The organism is Terriglobus albidus (genome assembly GCF_025685425.1).
Classification (GTDB): domain Bacteria; phylum Acidobacteriota; class Terriglobia; order Terriglobales; family Acidobacteriaceae; genus Terriglobus; species Terriglobus albidus.
The window spans coordinates 98,751-113,942 of the sequence record NZ_JAGTAS010000021.1 but is presented as its reverse complement, the minus strand read 5'-3'; the positions used below and the strand labels follow the sequence as shown (position 1 = coordinate 113,942).

The following is a 15,192-nucleotide window of genomic DNA, read 5'->3' as shown; positions in this document are numbered from 1 at the left end:
TATCCGGCTCCGTCCGGTGGACCGGGCAACCCCTTCTGCCCCTCGGCGTCTCTACATAAAGTTTTCAACTTTTAACTTGCAACTTTTCCGGGCCTATAATCAGTCCGATACGGGGAAGACGCAGCCATGGCCCTGGGTGAAGCGCGAAAGAAGACGATGCCGGGAAAGCCGGACAAGATTCCGGACAAGCTGTACTTCCGCATCGGCGAGGTTGCGCGCCTGTGTGGCGTGCCGGCCTATGTCCTGCGTTTCTGGGAGAGCGAGTTCCCTAACCTGAAGCCCAATAAGGGCGGCACCGGCCAGCGCCTCTACCGCCGCCGCGATGTTGAGATGGCGCTGCGCATTAAGCAGCTCCTCTACGATGAGGGCTACACCATCGCCGGCGCCCGGCAGGCCTTCAAGACTGAGCAGCGCCAGAAGGATGCTCCGGCAACGCTGTTCCGCATGGAAGAGAACACCGACCGAAACAAGATGGACGGTATCCGGCGCGAGGTCCGCTCCCTGGTGGAGATGCTCTCACAGCCCCCGGGAGCCCCTCCAACGACCACCAAACGCCGTGCTCCCGGACGTAAAGCCTCGAAGAATCCTGAGGATTCTGAGAAACCCGACACAACGGAACGTTTATTCTGAGAGAAGATGCACGAATCCCATCACAAGCTATCGCAAGACGAGCGTCGCGAAATTCGCCGTCAGGCCGCGGCTGCGACCAGCATTCGACGTGTCCGCGAAGATGAACACGGCGTTCGCTGCCTCTTCTGTCCTGGAACATCGTTTCGCCGTTCCAAACTGCGCACCAACGATCTGCTGCATATTCTTTTCCTGCGCTATCCCGTGCGCTGCCTGACCTGCAGCCAACGACAGTTCGCCAGTATTCCCGTTGCCGGCCTCTCTGTCCCCGCTAGTGTCCGTCACTCCCGCACGCCCGGGCCAAAAGAGACCTGGAAGAGCTGGACCAACGGATCGGCGGACGATCCTGCGGAACAGAAGGCGAAGACGCCGTCGTACGCCCCCTACACGACAGTGAAGGTCGCTCAGGGGAAAGCCCCCAAGAACGCAGCTGCCGTTAAAACACAGAAACGCCCCGAAGAAGACGACGCTATCTGGTAGATCGCGGCTTTGTTTTCCACCGTTTCCACTCCGTTATTGCTCTCTGTGGATAAATAGAATCCGTCTTACGAGGACGGGCTCGACACGGCGCGCCCATAAAATCATCACAAGCGTACGCATGCAAAACAGTCAGGAACAGCCGGAGCAGAGCCGCCACAACCAGCCCAAGCTGCTCCGGTGGCTGCAGTGGCTGAGACCGGGCGCCACGCACTCAGCTTTCTCCGCGTCACTGCTGCTCATGGCCGGCAGCATAATGAGCAGCGGCGTTCTTGCTCTGATTCGGCAGAAGCTCATCGCTCATCTCTTCGGCGCCACCAATGCCACCGATGCGTACATCGGCGCCTTCGAGCTCCCTGACATGGTGTACTACTTCCTGATCGGGGGCGTTGCCTCTTCTACCTTCGTCAGCCTGCTCAGCGGATACAGAGAACGCGGCGAAGAGGCCGAAGGCGATCGCGCCTTGTCTGTGATTCTGAACACCATGATCCTGGCGCTGGGCGCTGCCATTCTTGCCGCCGAGTTCTTTGCACCCTGGTATGTCTCGGTCAAGTTTCCGCACTTCGATGCTCCCACGGCTGCCTTATGCGTCAGCCTGACCCGCATCCTTCTACCGGCACAGCTCTTCTTCTTTGCGGGCGGTGTCTTTGGTTCGAGGCTGATGGTGCGGAAGGTCTTTCTCTTCCAGGCGCTGACACCCAGCATCTACAACCTGGGCATTATCGGTGGAGTTCTCGTGCTGCACAGCCGCATCGGGGTGTACTCGCTGGCGGTTGGCGCGCTCACGGGCGCCTTTTGTGGCATGTTTCTACTCAATATCTTCGGAGCGTGGCGGGAGGGCATGCGCTGGCAGCCGGTACTCGATTTCCGCCACCCGGCTCTGCTGCAGTGGCTCAAGCTTGCCGCGCCGCTCATGATCGGCCAGTCCCTTACAACCTGGGACCAGTGGATCCGCACCTACTTCGCCTCTCAGGGAGTCGGCGACATTACGCGTCTGGCGTTTGCGAAACAGCTCTTCAACTCGCCGATGAACATCCTTGGACCAGCGGCCGGTGCGGCTTCCCTTCCCTTCTTTGCATCGCTCTACAGCAAGGGAAAACTCGATGAGTTCGGTCAGGCAGTCAATCGCGCCGTGACTCGCCTGATGGCCGCCTCTCTGCTGGCCGCCGGATGGATGATCGCCCTGGCCGGCCCTCTGGTAGACGTCACCCTGCGCGGCGGACACATGGATGAGGCCAGTGCACAGATGACGGCGTGGTTCTTCACCATCTTCTGCCTCTCGCTCTTTCTGTGGACCTCGCAGAACCTGTATGCCCGCGCATTTTTTGCTGCCGGTAATACGTTCACGCCTATGCTTGCCGGCACGATCGTCACGGCGGTCTCCATACCAGTGTACTGGCTGCTCTTTCACCGTCTGGGTGTCGAAGGCCTGGCGTGGGCGTCAAATGCCGGCATTCTGCTGCATACCACTGCGCTGGTCGTGCTGCTGCAACGCAATCGACTCACCCCCATCTCAGGCCTCGAGTTTGGCGAACTGGGACGAGCCCTCTTGGCTTCTATCATCGGCTGGGGCGCTATTACTGCCGGTTTACGCTCGCTGCCCACGCTGCACGGCCACACTCAAAATCTCTCTGCAATCGCTGGAGCCAGCGCCGTATGGCTTGGTATCGTACTCGTTGTCCTGAAGGCAACTGGCTCTCGCCTGCCAGGACAGATTCTCGGAAAGTTTGCGCGATAGAGCCATTTTTCCTGTAGGTGTAGTCCAGAGCATCCGCATCAATGGACGTTTTCCGCAATGAAAACGCCGGTGCACGCCCTTCCGGAATACCCAGCAACAGGGAAAATGCTCTAGAACAGTTCTCGTAAGGGGAGTAGTGCGAGCATCGGGGTTCCCAGCAAACGAGTTCGCTGGGGGTGAAGTTTTGGCAGTTTGCGCCGTTTTCCTCCAAGAAAACGGCACTCACAGATTTGTCCGACACTACAGTGTTAGGAGAATTGCTCTAAATTGCAGTGGAGCTCTCAAAAGAACTTCGTGAGCGGTCGTACGAAACATTGAGAGTTAAAGGATAAAGGCCACCCTCCCGGGTGGCCCTTGCCTGATCCGCAACTACTTCTTCAGGCCGAAGCAGTAGAGCTTGCCGTCGTAGGTTCCGATGTAGAGCTTTCCGTTCGAGATGGTCACATCGGTGAAGTGATTGAAGCCGGTGATCGTGTCGCCGCTCGACCACAACTCCTTGCCGGTCTCGCCATCCAGTACATAGACGGTCGCATGGTTGGACTTCGCCGCACGAATCGTAGAGTCGAAGTTCAAACCGATGTCAGGCCACGCCTGCTGCGTGTTGTCGCCGCTGCCATGCGTGATGACCAGGCCGTTGGCAATCACCGGAGGATCGCCGCGGAACATGTCACGCGAGATCCATGCGGGCTCCAGTGAGAGCTTGCCGGCCTTGTCCACCAGCTTGAAGGAAGCCACGCCCCCCTCTTTGGCTGCGGGCGTCTGTGTGATGGGGAACTTGGTCTGTTCCGGCGCCGCAGGGCCCCAGAACGGAACCACGACCCAGCGCGTACCTGCCTTGTCTTCCCATGAGGAGACCGCACCCCAGCTTCCGGCATTCTGGAAGTCGGCGGCAAAGTTGCAGAACAGCTCCGTGCGATAGAGCGGTGTGTGGTGATCCGGCGTTCCACCCAGATTCTTCGGGTCGAGTAGATAGACCTTGCACTCCTTGCCCGAAGCCGCCATCAGCTCCCGGCCCTTGTAGTGGAAGACCGTCGGCGTGTTATTTGGATCGAGGTCACGCTTGCGCAACCAGTCCCAGTTCGGCGGCGTGAACCAGTCTTTCACGTGCCAGTTGCCGTCAGCCTGCAGCTCGAAACCAACTACCGAATTGCCTATCAGAGGATTCTTCGGATCGGTGGTCACGTCGTAAATGCCGTCACCGGTCGTGGTCCACACTGTGCCGTCATCGGTAATCACCGGGCCACGACGTCCCCACAGACCGCCGCCACCTGCGAAACCGACTGTCTTGTGCACAGCCTTGGTCTTCAGATCGACGGAGATAATGCCGCCGCGTCCGCGATAGTCGGCGAAGATCACCTGGTCCTTGTAGAGCTGCACACCAAACTTATTGATGACACCGGTTGCCACCGGACCAAAAACCACCTCACCCGTCGCTGCATCCAGACCGACGACGTTGCCTTTCCCATCGACCATGTACAGTGTGCGCTTGCCGGAAGCGTCAGCATCAGAGATCGCGGGAACGCCAGTCGTACCGCCGGGCCCGAGGAAGTTCAGGTGCCGCGGATCCGACGGTCCGCTCCGCTGCATTCCCGGAGGTCCCTGCTGCTGCGGTGGAGCAGGTTCGAAGGTCTTGCGCCACACCTCCGCGCCGGTATCCGCGTCGAAGGCGTAGATCACATCGGAGACGCCCAGAACATAGATCATGTTCTTGTCACCCGAGGCCGTCTTCAATCCGTGAATCGCGAGTGGTGTCATCAGAGCGTGCAGCGCATGCGGCTTCACATCGGTCTGGATCGACCACAGCAGCGTAAGGTCTTTCACATTGTCCTTGTTCAGGACGGTTTCGTCCTTGGCCCAACCGGAGCGGGCGTTGTCACCACCGTCCATCGTCCAGTTCTGCGCAAGAGCGGCGCCGCAACTCAAGGCGACGGCAGCGAGTGCGACGGCAGCGAGTGTGATGAGCTTCTTCATACTCTTATCTCCTCAAAGAGCGCATTACCGCTCGGTCGGCACGCCAAAGGCGTACACGCTGTTGTCATGGGTCGAAACATAGGCTCGGCCATTGGCGTAGCCAAGCTCGACATGCGAGAAGCTGGTGATCTGCGTTCCGCTGGACCAAAGCTCCTTGCCGGTGGCGGCGTCGAGAATGTACAGCGTCGCGGGCTTGGACGCTTTCTCCACTTCCGCCACCGAATAAGGCGAGCCATCCTTCTTCGCCAGCCGCGGAGTCTCACCGGTCGAGAGCGCGAGCACCAGACCATTCGAGGTCACCGGCCCGGCAGGCGAAACCATGTCACGCGAGACCCACTGCTGCACAAACGTGGGTTTACCGTTTTTCTCTTCGATCTTGAAGGCGACGATTGAGCCGGTCGGAGCCGGACCGTTGGCTCCGGTCTTTGCAGCAGCCGCTCCACGGATGGAGGCATAGACCCAGCGAGCATTGCCGTTCGCTTCATCTTCCCAGGTCGAGAAGGTACCGTAGATGCCGTTCCCGCCAAAGTCCGTGTCCGGCGCGACGATAACGTCTGAAACCGCCAGCGGCGTCTTGTGATCCGATCCGCCGAGTGAGTCACCATCCAGCAGATAAAGCTTGCCGTCGCGGCCGCCGGCCAACAGGACGTCCTTCCCCTTCCACTGGAAGAGCGCGGGGGTCACGCCGGGAGCAGCAATGCCCTTCTTCAGCGCAGGCGCCTTCGAGGACGGCGTGAAGTAGTCCTTCACTTCAAGTGTCTTCGGGTCGAGCGCTACGACCGTGTCGTTGTACTCACCCGCAACATCACCTTTGCCTGCGGCGATCATGCCGTAGACCATTCCCTTGGAGCCAATGGTGACCCCACCCGGGCCGGAGAATCCACTGCCATTGGTCATGAACGAGGTCACCGCATATTCGGCCGGCTTCACCAGTGGCTTGTCCGGCATATCCGGAAGCACCGGCGGCGTCAGCGTCGCAGCATACAGGCCATTCGGCCCGGCACAACCATCGACCGTTGAGGCGTAGATGACATTGCTGTTGGTATTCAGGCCGCTGACCTTCGATCCGGCAGGAACAAACTGCACCGGAGCGATGTACTTCGCATCACCATCCTGCTGACGCGCAGCGCGAAGCATCCCGTCGCTCGAGACCGCCCACACATAGGGCTGCGGGCGCTGGAAGCCGCCACCGCCAAAGCCGCGCCGTCCACTGCTGTTGCCCGGCATTACGACCGAGGCCGTCTGACCACCCGAGCACAACGCTGTCGGTGTTCCGCTAGGCTTCACATCGAACTTCGTCTCGAAGTACTTTTCACCCAGGTCCGAGTCGATCGCGTAGAGAGCATTGCTGCTTCCGCCGACAAAGAGCAGCTCCTTGAATCCGGCCCAGCCGATAAGGTTTGTCAGATCGATGGGTGTCGAAAGCGCATCCAAGCCTACAGCCGTATTCGGGAACTTGAACTTGTACAGGAGCTTCACCTGGTCCCTGGTGATGTTCTCCTTGCTCAGGTACTTGTCGTTACGGGCCCAGCCGTCGCGCTGCGGATTACCGCCGACGCTTGGCCAGTCCGCGGCCCAAAGACTGGCGCACGCCGTGACAGCGATGCATGCCGACCAAAGAAATTTCCTACGCATGTGGAAGACCTCCCCTCCAGAATCCAGAGCGTGCTGGACATTTGCTGCAGCGATAACAATACGAATGAACCGTGAAATTGTGGCGTCAGACGGATTCAATGACACGAATTTGAGACGTCTTAAGCCGATGACGTTAGACCACATCGAAAACACCGTTGTCAACGTCTCAAACGCATGTTTCCTTACCTGCAACCCGCCAAACAATGCAGCGCAAGTGAGACGGAAACGGAGCTCCAAAAGTCGCAACCCGGCCTGTGTTTTCCAGAGAAACAGCAAGGCCCGCCTTTGTTCGGCGAGCCTGCGGTAAATCTGAAATGAAGTTATTCGATGGGCGGTTGCTGATCGCGGTGGGTCTCCAGCTTATGCCACTGATCCAGCGTGAGTTCGCGCCGGATTCCTAACAACATCCTGGCATTTGCTTTTTCCAGCTCGGCGCGGGCCTGAGCGACACGATCGATTTGCGCCAGGATCCGGCTCTCATCGGGCTGCTCCGCCGAGACCAAAGGTCCCAAGGCGTCTTCTTCCTTCCGCAGCGACCGGTAGAGGGTAGCCAGTGTGCCGCGATTGGCGTCCATAATCGCGTCCATACGTGCCCGCTGTTCCTTCTGGATTCCGATGGACTCGGCGAACTTCTTATCATCCCACCAGCGTCCTGGAGGACCTACCTGCAAACCGCCGTGCATCGTACTTACCGTGCCGGGCATGCCACCGCTATACGGAGGAGGCGAATTACGCCGGTCGGGAAAACCACCGCCAAAGCCGCCGCCATTGCCCATCGGGGGCCGGCCGCCGCCCATGCTACCGCCACCGTGACCTCCGGGGCCTTGCGCAAGAGCGGCCGAGCCACCAAGGAGGAGGGCAAGCAAGGCCAAGGCGAGTTTGAATCGGTACGTCATTTGGCAAAGAAAAAAGAATAATAAAGGAGATTAGCGCTTCGTTGTCCTGGCTTTACCGGACTCGCCGGCAAAGGCCGCCTCGTGCTGGGCAGCGGGCTGCGCAATTTCCTGGTTGATAGCGGACATCAGTTCATTGTCTGCGGCAATCTGTTCCGCCGTAGGCACCGGTGACATGTGCTGTACCGACGCCCGCTCCGGCGCATCGGTATCGCGAATCAGAAACGGCACGGCGACTGCAAGCGCAAGCACCGCGGCCATAGCCATCCCCGCGGCCGGACGGAAAGAAAGTCCCAGACGCTCGAAGAAGCCGGGCTGAGGCGTCGGCATTTCGGCCACACGCTGGCGGCTCCAGTCCATGGATGCCTCGCGCAGCATGCCCATCGTCTCTTCTACCCGAGCCATCTCCTGGCGACAGTGTTCACATGCGTTCAGATGGGCTGTGGCAGTGCCGTCATCCAGTCCCAGCAGAAGATCGGTGAACTGTTCGTCGGTGAGGTGCCGGTTCATCGTGTACCTCCCAGTGTAGACGCGTTTGGACCCAGCTGTGCGCGAATGGCAGTGACGGCCCGGTGCAGGTGAGTCTTGACGGTGTTGACCGGCATACCGGTTGCCTGGGCAATCTCCGCCAGGTCCATCTCTTCCAGAAACCGCATGACGAAGACTGAACGCTGACGTTCAGAGAGAGTTGCCAGGGCGGCATGCACTCCCTGGACGCGTTCCCGGGCGATCAACGCGATCTCCGGCGAGCTGGCGCGCGAACTGATCTGGTGCGACATGTCGGTGACATCAGCGGCGGTCGCACGGAAGTTGCGCCAGAACTTGAACTTCTGCGTGCGGACATGGTCGCGCACCAGATTGGTGGCAATCGACATCAGCCACGTCGAGACAGAGCAGTCGCCCCGGAAGCTGGCCCGGTTGGCATAGGCCTTAACGAAGCAGTCCTGGGTGATGGACTCAGCGAGGTCGGCGTCGTTGATGGAGTAAGCAACGTAGCGGTAGACCTTGGCGCGATAGAGCCGTACGAGACCGTCAATGTCCTCAAGCTCGTGCGTGCGGGCCTCCTGCCGGGCGGCAAATGAGAGTATCGCGGTGCTGGCTGTAGCTGACATACCCGTTTGGACGGGATTCTGCCGGAGGAGAGTACATCGACCACCATCAAAGCGAAGACTAAAGGGCCGCAAATGCGGCCCGAGAGCATTTCCCTGTAGGTGCAGAGTAGGGATTCCGGATCTATGGGCGTTTTCCGCAATGAAAACGCCGCTCCATTGCTCTTCCGGGATACCCAGCAACAGGGAAAGTGCTTTAGTTACCTTTGTACCGGATTTTGTCCTGAGGGTGTCACTCAATTGCTATCCGTTGGCAATTGAATTGGAACGACCTGAATCTGGAGTTACCTGCCCAACTACTCGATGACGTTGTGAGCTTAGCGCAATTTCTGATTCTGGGTATCCCATATCCCTCAGGGGCATGGTGTTCGAGCGCAGCTCGAACCGGGTGGGAGCCGTGGGTTTTAGCCCACGGTTTACCGAATCCAAAAAAGTTGGGCTTTATAGCCTTGGGTATTTTTGTTCCGATTCTCGGAAACAGCCAGGGTAAATCCCATTAACTTTCCTGACTTATCAGCGGGCGGTGAAGCCCGCTTCTCCCACCCTTTACACATGGGAAAGACTACAAGCAATAACTCTCCAAACGCGGTTGGACTGGAAGCCGATAGGCGATGCAATCTCCGGTTATCAGTTGACTTATTGGGATGACAGCTACAGCGTGCGGCCAACGATTGGCGCCAACTGCTTGAGCTGGGCATTCAGCTTATTCAGCTGCTCCGGAAACAACGACTGCGCACCGTCACTCATCGCCTTGTCCGGATTCGGATGCATCTCCATCAGCAGACCGTCGGCTCCGGCGGCGACCGACGCCAACGCCAGGGCCGGTACCAAATCACGCTTGCCCACGCCATGAGAGGGATCACCAAAGACCGGCAGGTGGGTCAGCTTCTTCAGCACCGGAATTGCCGAAACGTCCATGGTATTGCGGGTATAGGTCTCGAAGGTGCGGATACCGCGTTCGCATAACATCAGGTCATAGTTGCCGCCTGACAGGATGTACTCGGCAGAGAGCAACACCTCTTCAATCGTGGCCGCGATGCCGCGCTTCAGCAGGCATGGCTTACGCACGTGGCCAAGTTCGCGCAGCAGGTTGAAGTTCTGCATGTTGCGCGCGCCGATCTGGAAGACGTCGATGTACGGCAGCATGGGCTCGATCTGCGAGATCTCCATCACCTCGGTAATTACCAGGAGGCCATTCTTGTCCGCGGCCTCGCGCATGATCTTCAGCCCCTCGATACCCATGCCCTGGAAGCTGTACGGCGAGCTGCGGGGCTTGAAGGCGCCGCCACGCAGGAACTTGCAACCGGACTCCGCCACCTGCTTTGCTGACAGATTGATCTGCTCCTTCGATTCCACCGAGCACGGGCCAGCCATCAGCACAACCTGCTCGCCGCCGACAACCACGCCATTGGCGAACTTGATCTTCGTTCCCTCAGGGCGGAAGTTGCGGCCGGCAAGTTTGTACGGTGAGGAGATGCGGTAGGCGTCCTGAACGCCCGGCAACACGGTGAACTCAGCCACATCAAAGGCCTGGGGAGTGCCTACACCGGCAAGAATGGTCTGCGCCGCCCCGGTGGTACGGTGGACGGCGAAACCGAGCTCCACCATGCGTTCGATGACTGACTGGATATGTTCTTCGGTTGCTGCATCCTGCATTGCGACGATCATTGCTGTTTTCCTTTTCGGTCCTGCCTTATGGGCTAGTTGTCTTTCTTCTGGAGCGCTCGCATCACGTCCACAATGCGCTCGTAAATCTTCTGAATCTCCGTGTCCGGCAACGGACCGGGATTACAACGCTTCACGTGGTCAAATACCTGTTGTTCACGGCCTGGTTCGTACACCGGCATGGCCTGCTGCGCCTTCAACCGCCCGATGGCTTCTGCTGCTTCCGCCCTCTGGCTGATAAGGCGGACAATCTGCTCGTCGAGCTCGTCAATGCGCTTGCGCCAGTCTGCTATTTCCATCGTTGCTGCCTCTCCTTGTCGTTTCCTTTCATGGTATTTGGCGCTTTACTTGCGCAGTCCTCGAACAAACTCTGCCACCGCCGCCGGAGCTTCCTGCGGCGCGGACTTCTCGATGATGGCTACAATCGCCGACCCGATCACTGCCGCATCGGCGTACTCGCCGACGGTCCGCACATGCTCTGCGTTCGAGACGCCAAAGCCCAGCGCAATCGGTTTGTCGGTGAATTGACGGATCCGTTGCACCAGCTTTGAGGCGTCATCTGAGAGCGTCGACGAGACACCGGTAATGCCGGTACGCGAGATGGCATAGAGGAAGCCCCCGGTGTGCTCCGCGATGGCCTTCAAACGCTCATCCGGTGAGGTCGGCGCGGCCAGGAAGACCGGCGCGAGACCGTGGTTCTTCATGGCAGCCATATAGTCGGCAGCCTCTTCCACGATCATGTCGGTCAACAACACGCCGTCCGCACCCGCGGACTTTGCCGCCGCACAGAAGGGCTCCAACCCCATGCGGAGAACAGGATTCAGATAGCTGAACAGGATCAGCCCCGCCTGTGGACGCTCGTTGCGAATCTCCCTGCAAACAGTGAGCACATCCGTCAGGCGAACACCGCGTCCTACGGCACGCTCCATCGCACGCTGGATCACTGGCCCATCGGCCAAAGGATCGCTGAAGGGAACACCGAGCTCGAGAACATCTGCGCCGGCATCAATGGCTGCGATGGCAATCTGCTTGGTCGTCGCCAGATCGGGATCGCCTGCGGTGAGGTAGATCACCAGACCGGGTTTCTTGGGAAATTGAATCGGCATTATGCTCCGGCTCCCTTCAGCTCCATCTCACGGGCCAGGATGCCCATATCCTTGTCGCCACGTCCGCTCACATTGACGAGGATCACGTCGCTCTTCGCCAGCTTCGGCGCCTGTTTGGTTGCCTCGGCCACGGCATGCGCCGACTCCAGCGCCGGCAGAATGCCTTCGGTCCGTGACAGCACCTTTACCGCGTCCAGAGCCTCAGCATCCGTTGCCGACGTATAGGTGGCGCGGCCCTGATCGTGCAGCATGGCGTGCTCCGGACCTACCGACGCATAATCCAGACCCGCCGAAACGGAATGCGTCGTCGCGACCTGTCCTGCGTCATTCTGCAGGACATAGCTGTACGTTCCCTGCAGCACACCCGGCAGACCGCCGGAGAAGCGCGCGGCATGCTCACCCAGTGCCGTGCCACGGCCGCCGGCCTCGACGCCGATCAGCCGTACATTCGCCTCAGGGATGAACTCATAGAACGCGCCGATGGCGTTCGAGCCTCCGCCGACACAGGCGATCACCGCATTGGGCAGCTTGCCCTCGTGCTCCAGAATCTGCTGCTTCGCCTCACGCGAGATCACGCGGTGGAAGTCACGCACCATCGTGGGATACGGGTGGGCTCCGAGCGCCGAGCCGAGGATGTAGAAGGTCGTGCGCACGTTCGTGACCCAGTCACGCATCGCCTCATTGATGGCGTCCTTCAGTGTGGCCGAGCCTGAGCCGACGCCGCGTACCTCCGCGCCCAAAAGGCGCATGCGGTAAACGTTCAGCTCCTGGCGGCGCATATCTTCTTCGCCCATGTAGATCACGCACTCCATGCCGAAGAGGGCGCAGACCGTCGCCGTCGCGACACCATGCTGCCCGGCGCCGGTCTCAGCGATGATGCGCTGCTTGCCCATGCGCTTCGCCAACAGCGCCTGACCGAGAGCGTTGTTGATCTTGTGCGCTCCGGTGTGCAGCAGGTCTTCGCGCTTGAGGTAGATCTTTGCTCCCCCCAGGCTTTCCGAGAGGCGTTTGGCGAAGTAGAGCGGTGTCGGGCGGCCGACATAGTCCTTCAGCAGCGCCGCAAGCTCGCCCTGAAAGGCCTGGTCTTCGCGGACTGCGGCATAGGCGCGCTCCAGCTCCTGCAGGGCGGCCATCAGCGTCTCCGGCACGTAACGGCCGCCGTAAGCGCCGAAGCGGCCATTGCCGAGGGTACGGACAGGGTCGATGATGCTGTGTTCCATCGGTAGAGTCCTTTTCTGGTGCAAAAAACAAAAGCCGCGACCCTTAGGGTTCGCGGCTTCGGTTGGAATCTCGTCGTGTGCTGCTGATACTACTGGTCGTTCGACGCTAAACCGCCGGAGCCGCTACTGTGTACCAGTAGCGGAAGGTAAAGCTGAAAAACTGGCGGGAATGCGTCATTGCACTTTTGACCATACACGGATTTCGCCGGTTCAGGCAACCAATTGGCCGAAATGCCGGATTTTTCTTTTTCTCCCCTGGCAAACACTTTCCTTTCCTGCCTCTCTAAGACCTCCATGCATGCGCCCGGTGGCGCAGAGGAGGACGTCATGATTCAGAAGAACGTCAGAAATTTCAGCAGATTCAGTTCCGCTTTCATCTTGGCGGGGTTACTGTCGACTCCATTTACGGCAGTCTCCCAGGACTCCACGCGAGACCGCACCTATGAGGAGCAACAGAACCATGATCGCGCCAAAGCCGCGCAGGATGCCAAAGATAAACGTCACCACACCACGGCCAAAGTCGTAGGCGGTTCCACAGCCGGCGGTGCGGTGTTGGGCGGAGCGATGGGAGGCGGTAAAGGAGCCGTGCTGGGAGCCGGCGTAGGCGCCGGTGGCGGCTATATTGCCGACAAGATCCGCAAGAAGAAAGGCACGGAGAAACGCGAGAAGGAGTACAACCAGAGCAACCCAAGGTAACAGCATTAATGCCGCCGGTAACGGCACTAAAATTCCCTTGAAACGTACCGTCTTTTGTGGCGTACTAGCTGGCTTGAGGGCGGCGGGTTTTTGAACCCGTCGCCGCGCTTACTGCATCTAGATATGCAGAAAGCTGGTGATTATGCTGCGAAAGACAGTTCTCGCTGCTGTAGTTGCCTTCCTTGCTCTGGGCGTGGCCCATGCCCGCACTTCGGCATCGAAGGTTCGTGATCATACTCCGCGTGTAAAAGATCGGACGCCGCACGTCCGCGGCACTCAAGCCGGCCGCCGCGCGTAGAAGTTCTCTTCTTAGACGACACGAAAGGACGCCCCTCGCGGCGTCCTTTCTCGTTGCAGGGCTATGGAAGGTGGCAACTCGTTCCGGTCGCCGAAGTCGTACCTCTTCAACTTTTAACTTTCAACTTTTAACGAGCGCCAAAGGCGCTCCCTAATGTCCCATCGCCTCTGGCGCCGGCTTCTGTTTCTTCGGCGGCAAGCGCATCATCAGCGGCAACGGCGACAGCATCAGAATCACAACAGCCAGTACAAAGAAGGCGTTCTTGTAGCTAAGCATCTGTGCCTGCCGCAACATCTCCTGATAGGCGCGACCCATTGACATCTGCGCCGCCTGAGCCGCACTCGTGCCATGATCGCGCAGGATGGTAGCGACCCTGGTGATGTAGTTCTCATATCCGGGTGAACCGGGCACGGTATTCATGGCAAGCTGCGCCTGGTGTGTCTGGGCGGTACGTGCAAGAAACGTGGTCAGCAGTGCAGTGCCCGCACTTCCGCCCAGATTGCGGGCAAAATTTGAGAGTGACGAGATCTGGTTCATCTTTGCCTGCGGTACACCCACATAGTTCAGCGTGGAGATGGGAATGAAGATGAACGGCAGACCGATGACCTGCGCCATGCGCCATAACGTCACTGTCCCGTAAGCCGCATTCAGGTCCAAACGGGTGAGATTGTAGATCCCTGCCGCTGTCGCCACATACCCCATAACGACAAGGGCGCGCGGATCGATCTTGCCCAGCGACCGGCCCGCAACTGCCATACCCACCATCATGACGAAGCCCGCCGGCGATAGCACCAACCCCGCACGCTCTGCCGTATATCCCAGCAGCACCTGCAGGTATTGCGGAATCAGCACGGTAGATCCGAAGAGCACCATGCCCAGTACAAGCTGCAGAAACACAGCGGTACCGAAGTTGCGGTTCTTCAAAAGCTTCAGATCGACGATCGGGTCAGGGTGCCGCCACTCCCACCAGGCGAAGAACAGCAGCAATGCGGCTGCGGTGATTCCGGCCGCACGGATCATCGGATCGGAGAACCAGTCCTTCTCCTGGCCCTTATCGAGTGTGAACTCCAGCAGGCCAACGCCCACTGCCACCAGGCCGAGTCCCATGAAGTCCACCGGCTGACGGTGCGCCTCTTCCGCGCGCGCCTTCAGATAAGGCGGGTCTTCCACCATCTGGTTTGATAGCCAGAGCGAGAGCAGGCCGACGGGGATGTTGATGAAGAAGATCCAGTGCCAGTTGTAGTTATCCGTAATCCAACCGCCAAGCGTAGGTCCGATGGCTGGCGCGACTACCACGGCCATGCCATACACCGCGAAGGCCTGCCCGCGCTTCTCGACCGGAAAGGTATCGGCCAGAATCGCCTGTTCCGACGGCGCCAGGCCACCTCCTCCAAGTCCCTGCAGAACGCGCGCAAGGATCAGGATCGGCATCGACGGCGCGATGCCGCAGAGGAAGGAGCACGCCGTGAACAGAATGACGCAGGCCATGTAGAAGCGCTTGCGGCCGAAGCGGTTGGAAAGCCAGCCCGAGATAGGCAGAATGATGGCCGAGGCGACCAGATAGCTGGTCAGCACCCATGTCGCCTCTTCCTGGCTGGCGCCAAGCGAACCGGCGATATGCGGAAGAGCGACATTTGCGATGGAGGTATCGAGCACCTCCATAAAGGTGGCCAGCGTGACCGTAAGAGCAATGGCCCAGGGATTGTGCCGGGGCTTCCAGTTGTGGTCGTACGACATGATGGAATATCAGCTAGCTG

Annotated in this window: 15 protein-coding genes; 5 read left to right on the top strand and 10 right to left on the bottom strand. The window is 59.4% G+C overall.

Features of this window, described 5'->3' with window-relative positions; translation table 11 throughout:
- The first annotated feature begins 126 nt into the window (after positions 1 to 126).
- From OHL21_RS01985 to murJ, 3 genes are all read left to right on the top strand, one after another.
- Positions 127 to 630 carry a MerR family transcriptional regulator gene (locus OHL21_RS01985; RefSeq protein ID WP_263415574.1) on the top strand — a complete coding sequence of 168 codons (504 nt, stop codon included), beginning with the start codon at positions 127 to 129 and terminating at the stop codon, positions 628 to 630.
- A gap of 6 nt (positions 631 to 636) precedes the next feature.
- Positions 637 to 1,107, top strand: coding sequence for a hypothetical protein (locus tag OHL21_RS01980; protein WP_263415573.1), 471 nt, complete (start codon positions 637 to 639; stop codon positions 1,105 to 1,107).
- Positions 1,108 to 1,225: 118 nt separating this feature from the next.
- Positions 1,226 to 2,842: a murein biosynthesis integral membrane protein MurJ gene (gene murJ, locus OHL21_RS01975; protein WP_263415572.1), complete on the top strand. Its 1,617-nt coding sequence runs from the start codon at positions 1,226 to 1,228 to the stop codon at positions 2,840 to 2,842.
- A 369-nt stretch (positions 2,843 to 3,211) separates the two neighbouring features.
- On the opposite strand, the gene OHL21_RS01970 is transcribed toward murJ, so the two are convergent.
- The 9 genes from OHL21_RS01970 to trpB form a co-directional block, all read right to left on the bottom strand.
- A complete protein-coding gene (locus OHL21_RS01970) occupies positions 3,212 to 4,813 on the bottom strand; it encodes an outer membrane protein assembly factor BamB family protein (protein WP_263415571.1) in 1,602 nt (533 codons plus the stop codon).
- Positions 4,814 to 4,837: 24 nt separating this feature from the next.
- Complete coding sequence (locus tag OHL21_RS01965) at positions 4,838 to 6,448, bottom strand: PQQ-like beta-propeller repeat protein (RefSeq protein WP_263415570.1); 1,611 nt, start codon at positions 6,446 to 6,448, stop codon at positions 4,838 to 4,840.
- A gap of 320 nt (positions 6,449 to 6,768) precedes the next feature.
- Positions 6,769 to 7,320: a Spy/CpxP family protein refolding chaperone gene (locus OHL21_RS01960; RefSeq protein WP_263415569.1), complete on the bottom strand. Its 552-nt coding sequence runs from the start codon at positions 7,318 to 7,320 to the stop codon at positions 6,769 to 6,771.
- Between the two features lie 54 nt (positions 7,321 to 7,374).
- Positions 7,375 to 7,851: a hypothetical protein gene (locus tag OHL21_RS01955; protein WP_263415568.1), complete on the bottom strand. Its 477-nt coding sequence runs from the start codon at positions 7,849 to 7,851 to the stop codon at positions 7,375 to 7,377.
- A complete protein-coding gene (locus OHL21_RS01950; protein WP_263415567.1) occupies positions 7,848 to 8,453 on the bottom strand; it encodes an RNA polymerase sigma factor in 606 nt (201 codons plus the stop codon). The genes OHL21_RS01955 and OHL21_RS01950 overlap by 4 nt, the downstream gene beginning before the upstream one ends.
- A 648-nt stretch (positions 8,454 to 9,101) precedes the next feature.
- Positions 9,102 to 10,118: a 3-deoxy-7-phosphoheptulonate synthase gene (gene aroF / locus OHL21_RS01945; RefSeq protein ID WP_263415566.1), complete on the bottom strand. Its 1,017-nt coding sequence runs from the start codon at positions 10,116 to 10,118 to the stop codon at positions 9,102 to 9,104.
- Between the two features lie 32 nt (positions 10,119 to 10,150).
- A complete protein-coding gene (gene pheA, locus OHL21_RS01940; protein WP_263415565.1) occupies positions 10,151 to 10,414 on the bottom strand; it encodes a chorismate mutase in 264 nt (87 codons plus the stop codon).
- Between the two features lie 45 nt (positions 10,415 to 10,459).
- On the bottom strand, positions 10,460 to 11,221 hold the full coding sequence (gene trpA / locus OHL21_RS01935) for a tryptophan synthase subunit alpha (protein WP_263415564.1): 762 nt from the start codon (positions 11,219 to 11,221) through the stop codon (positions 10,460 to 10,462).
- Positions 11,221 to 12,441 (bottom strand): tryptophan synthase subunit beta, encoded by a 1,221-nt coding sequence (trpB, locus tag OHL21_RS01930; protein ID WP_263415563.1) that lies wholly within the window; start codon positions 12,439 to 12,441, stop codon positions 11,221 to 11,223. Before trpB ends, trpA begins: the two co-directional genes overlap by 1 nt.
- A gap of 327 nt (positions 12,442 to 12,768) precedes the next feature.
- Here trpB and OHL21_RS01925 point away from each other — a divergent pair, with 327 nt between their 5' ends.
- Together OHL21_RS01925 and OHL21_RS01920 are read left to right on the top strand one after the other, a co-directional pair.
- Positions 12,769 to 13,137: a hypothetical protein gene (locus OHL21_RS01925; protein WP_263415562.1), complete on the top strand. Its 369-nt coding sequence runs from the start codon at positions 12,769 to 12,771 to the stop codon at positions 13,135 to 13,137.
- Positions 13,138 to 13,279: 142 nt separating this feature from the next.
- Positions 13,280 to 13,435: a hypothetical protein gene (locus tag OHL21_RS01920; RefSeq protein WP_263415561.1), complete on the top strand. Its 156-nt coding sequence runs from the start codon at positions 13,280 to 13,282 to the stop codon at positions 13,433 to 13,435.
- 150 nt (positions 13,436 to 13,585) lie between these two features.
- On the opposite strand, the gene OHL21_RS01915 is transcribed toward OHL21_RS01920, so the two are convergent.
- Positions 13,586 to 15,172, bottom strand: coding sequence for a DHA2 family efflux MFS transporter permease subunit (locus OHL21_RS01915; RefSeq protein WP_263415560.1), 1,587 nt, complete (start codon positions 15,170 to 15,172; stop codon positions 13,586 to 13,588).
- Positions 15,173 to 15,192 lie beyond the last annotated feature (20 nt).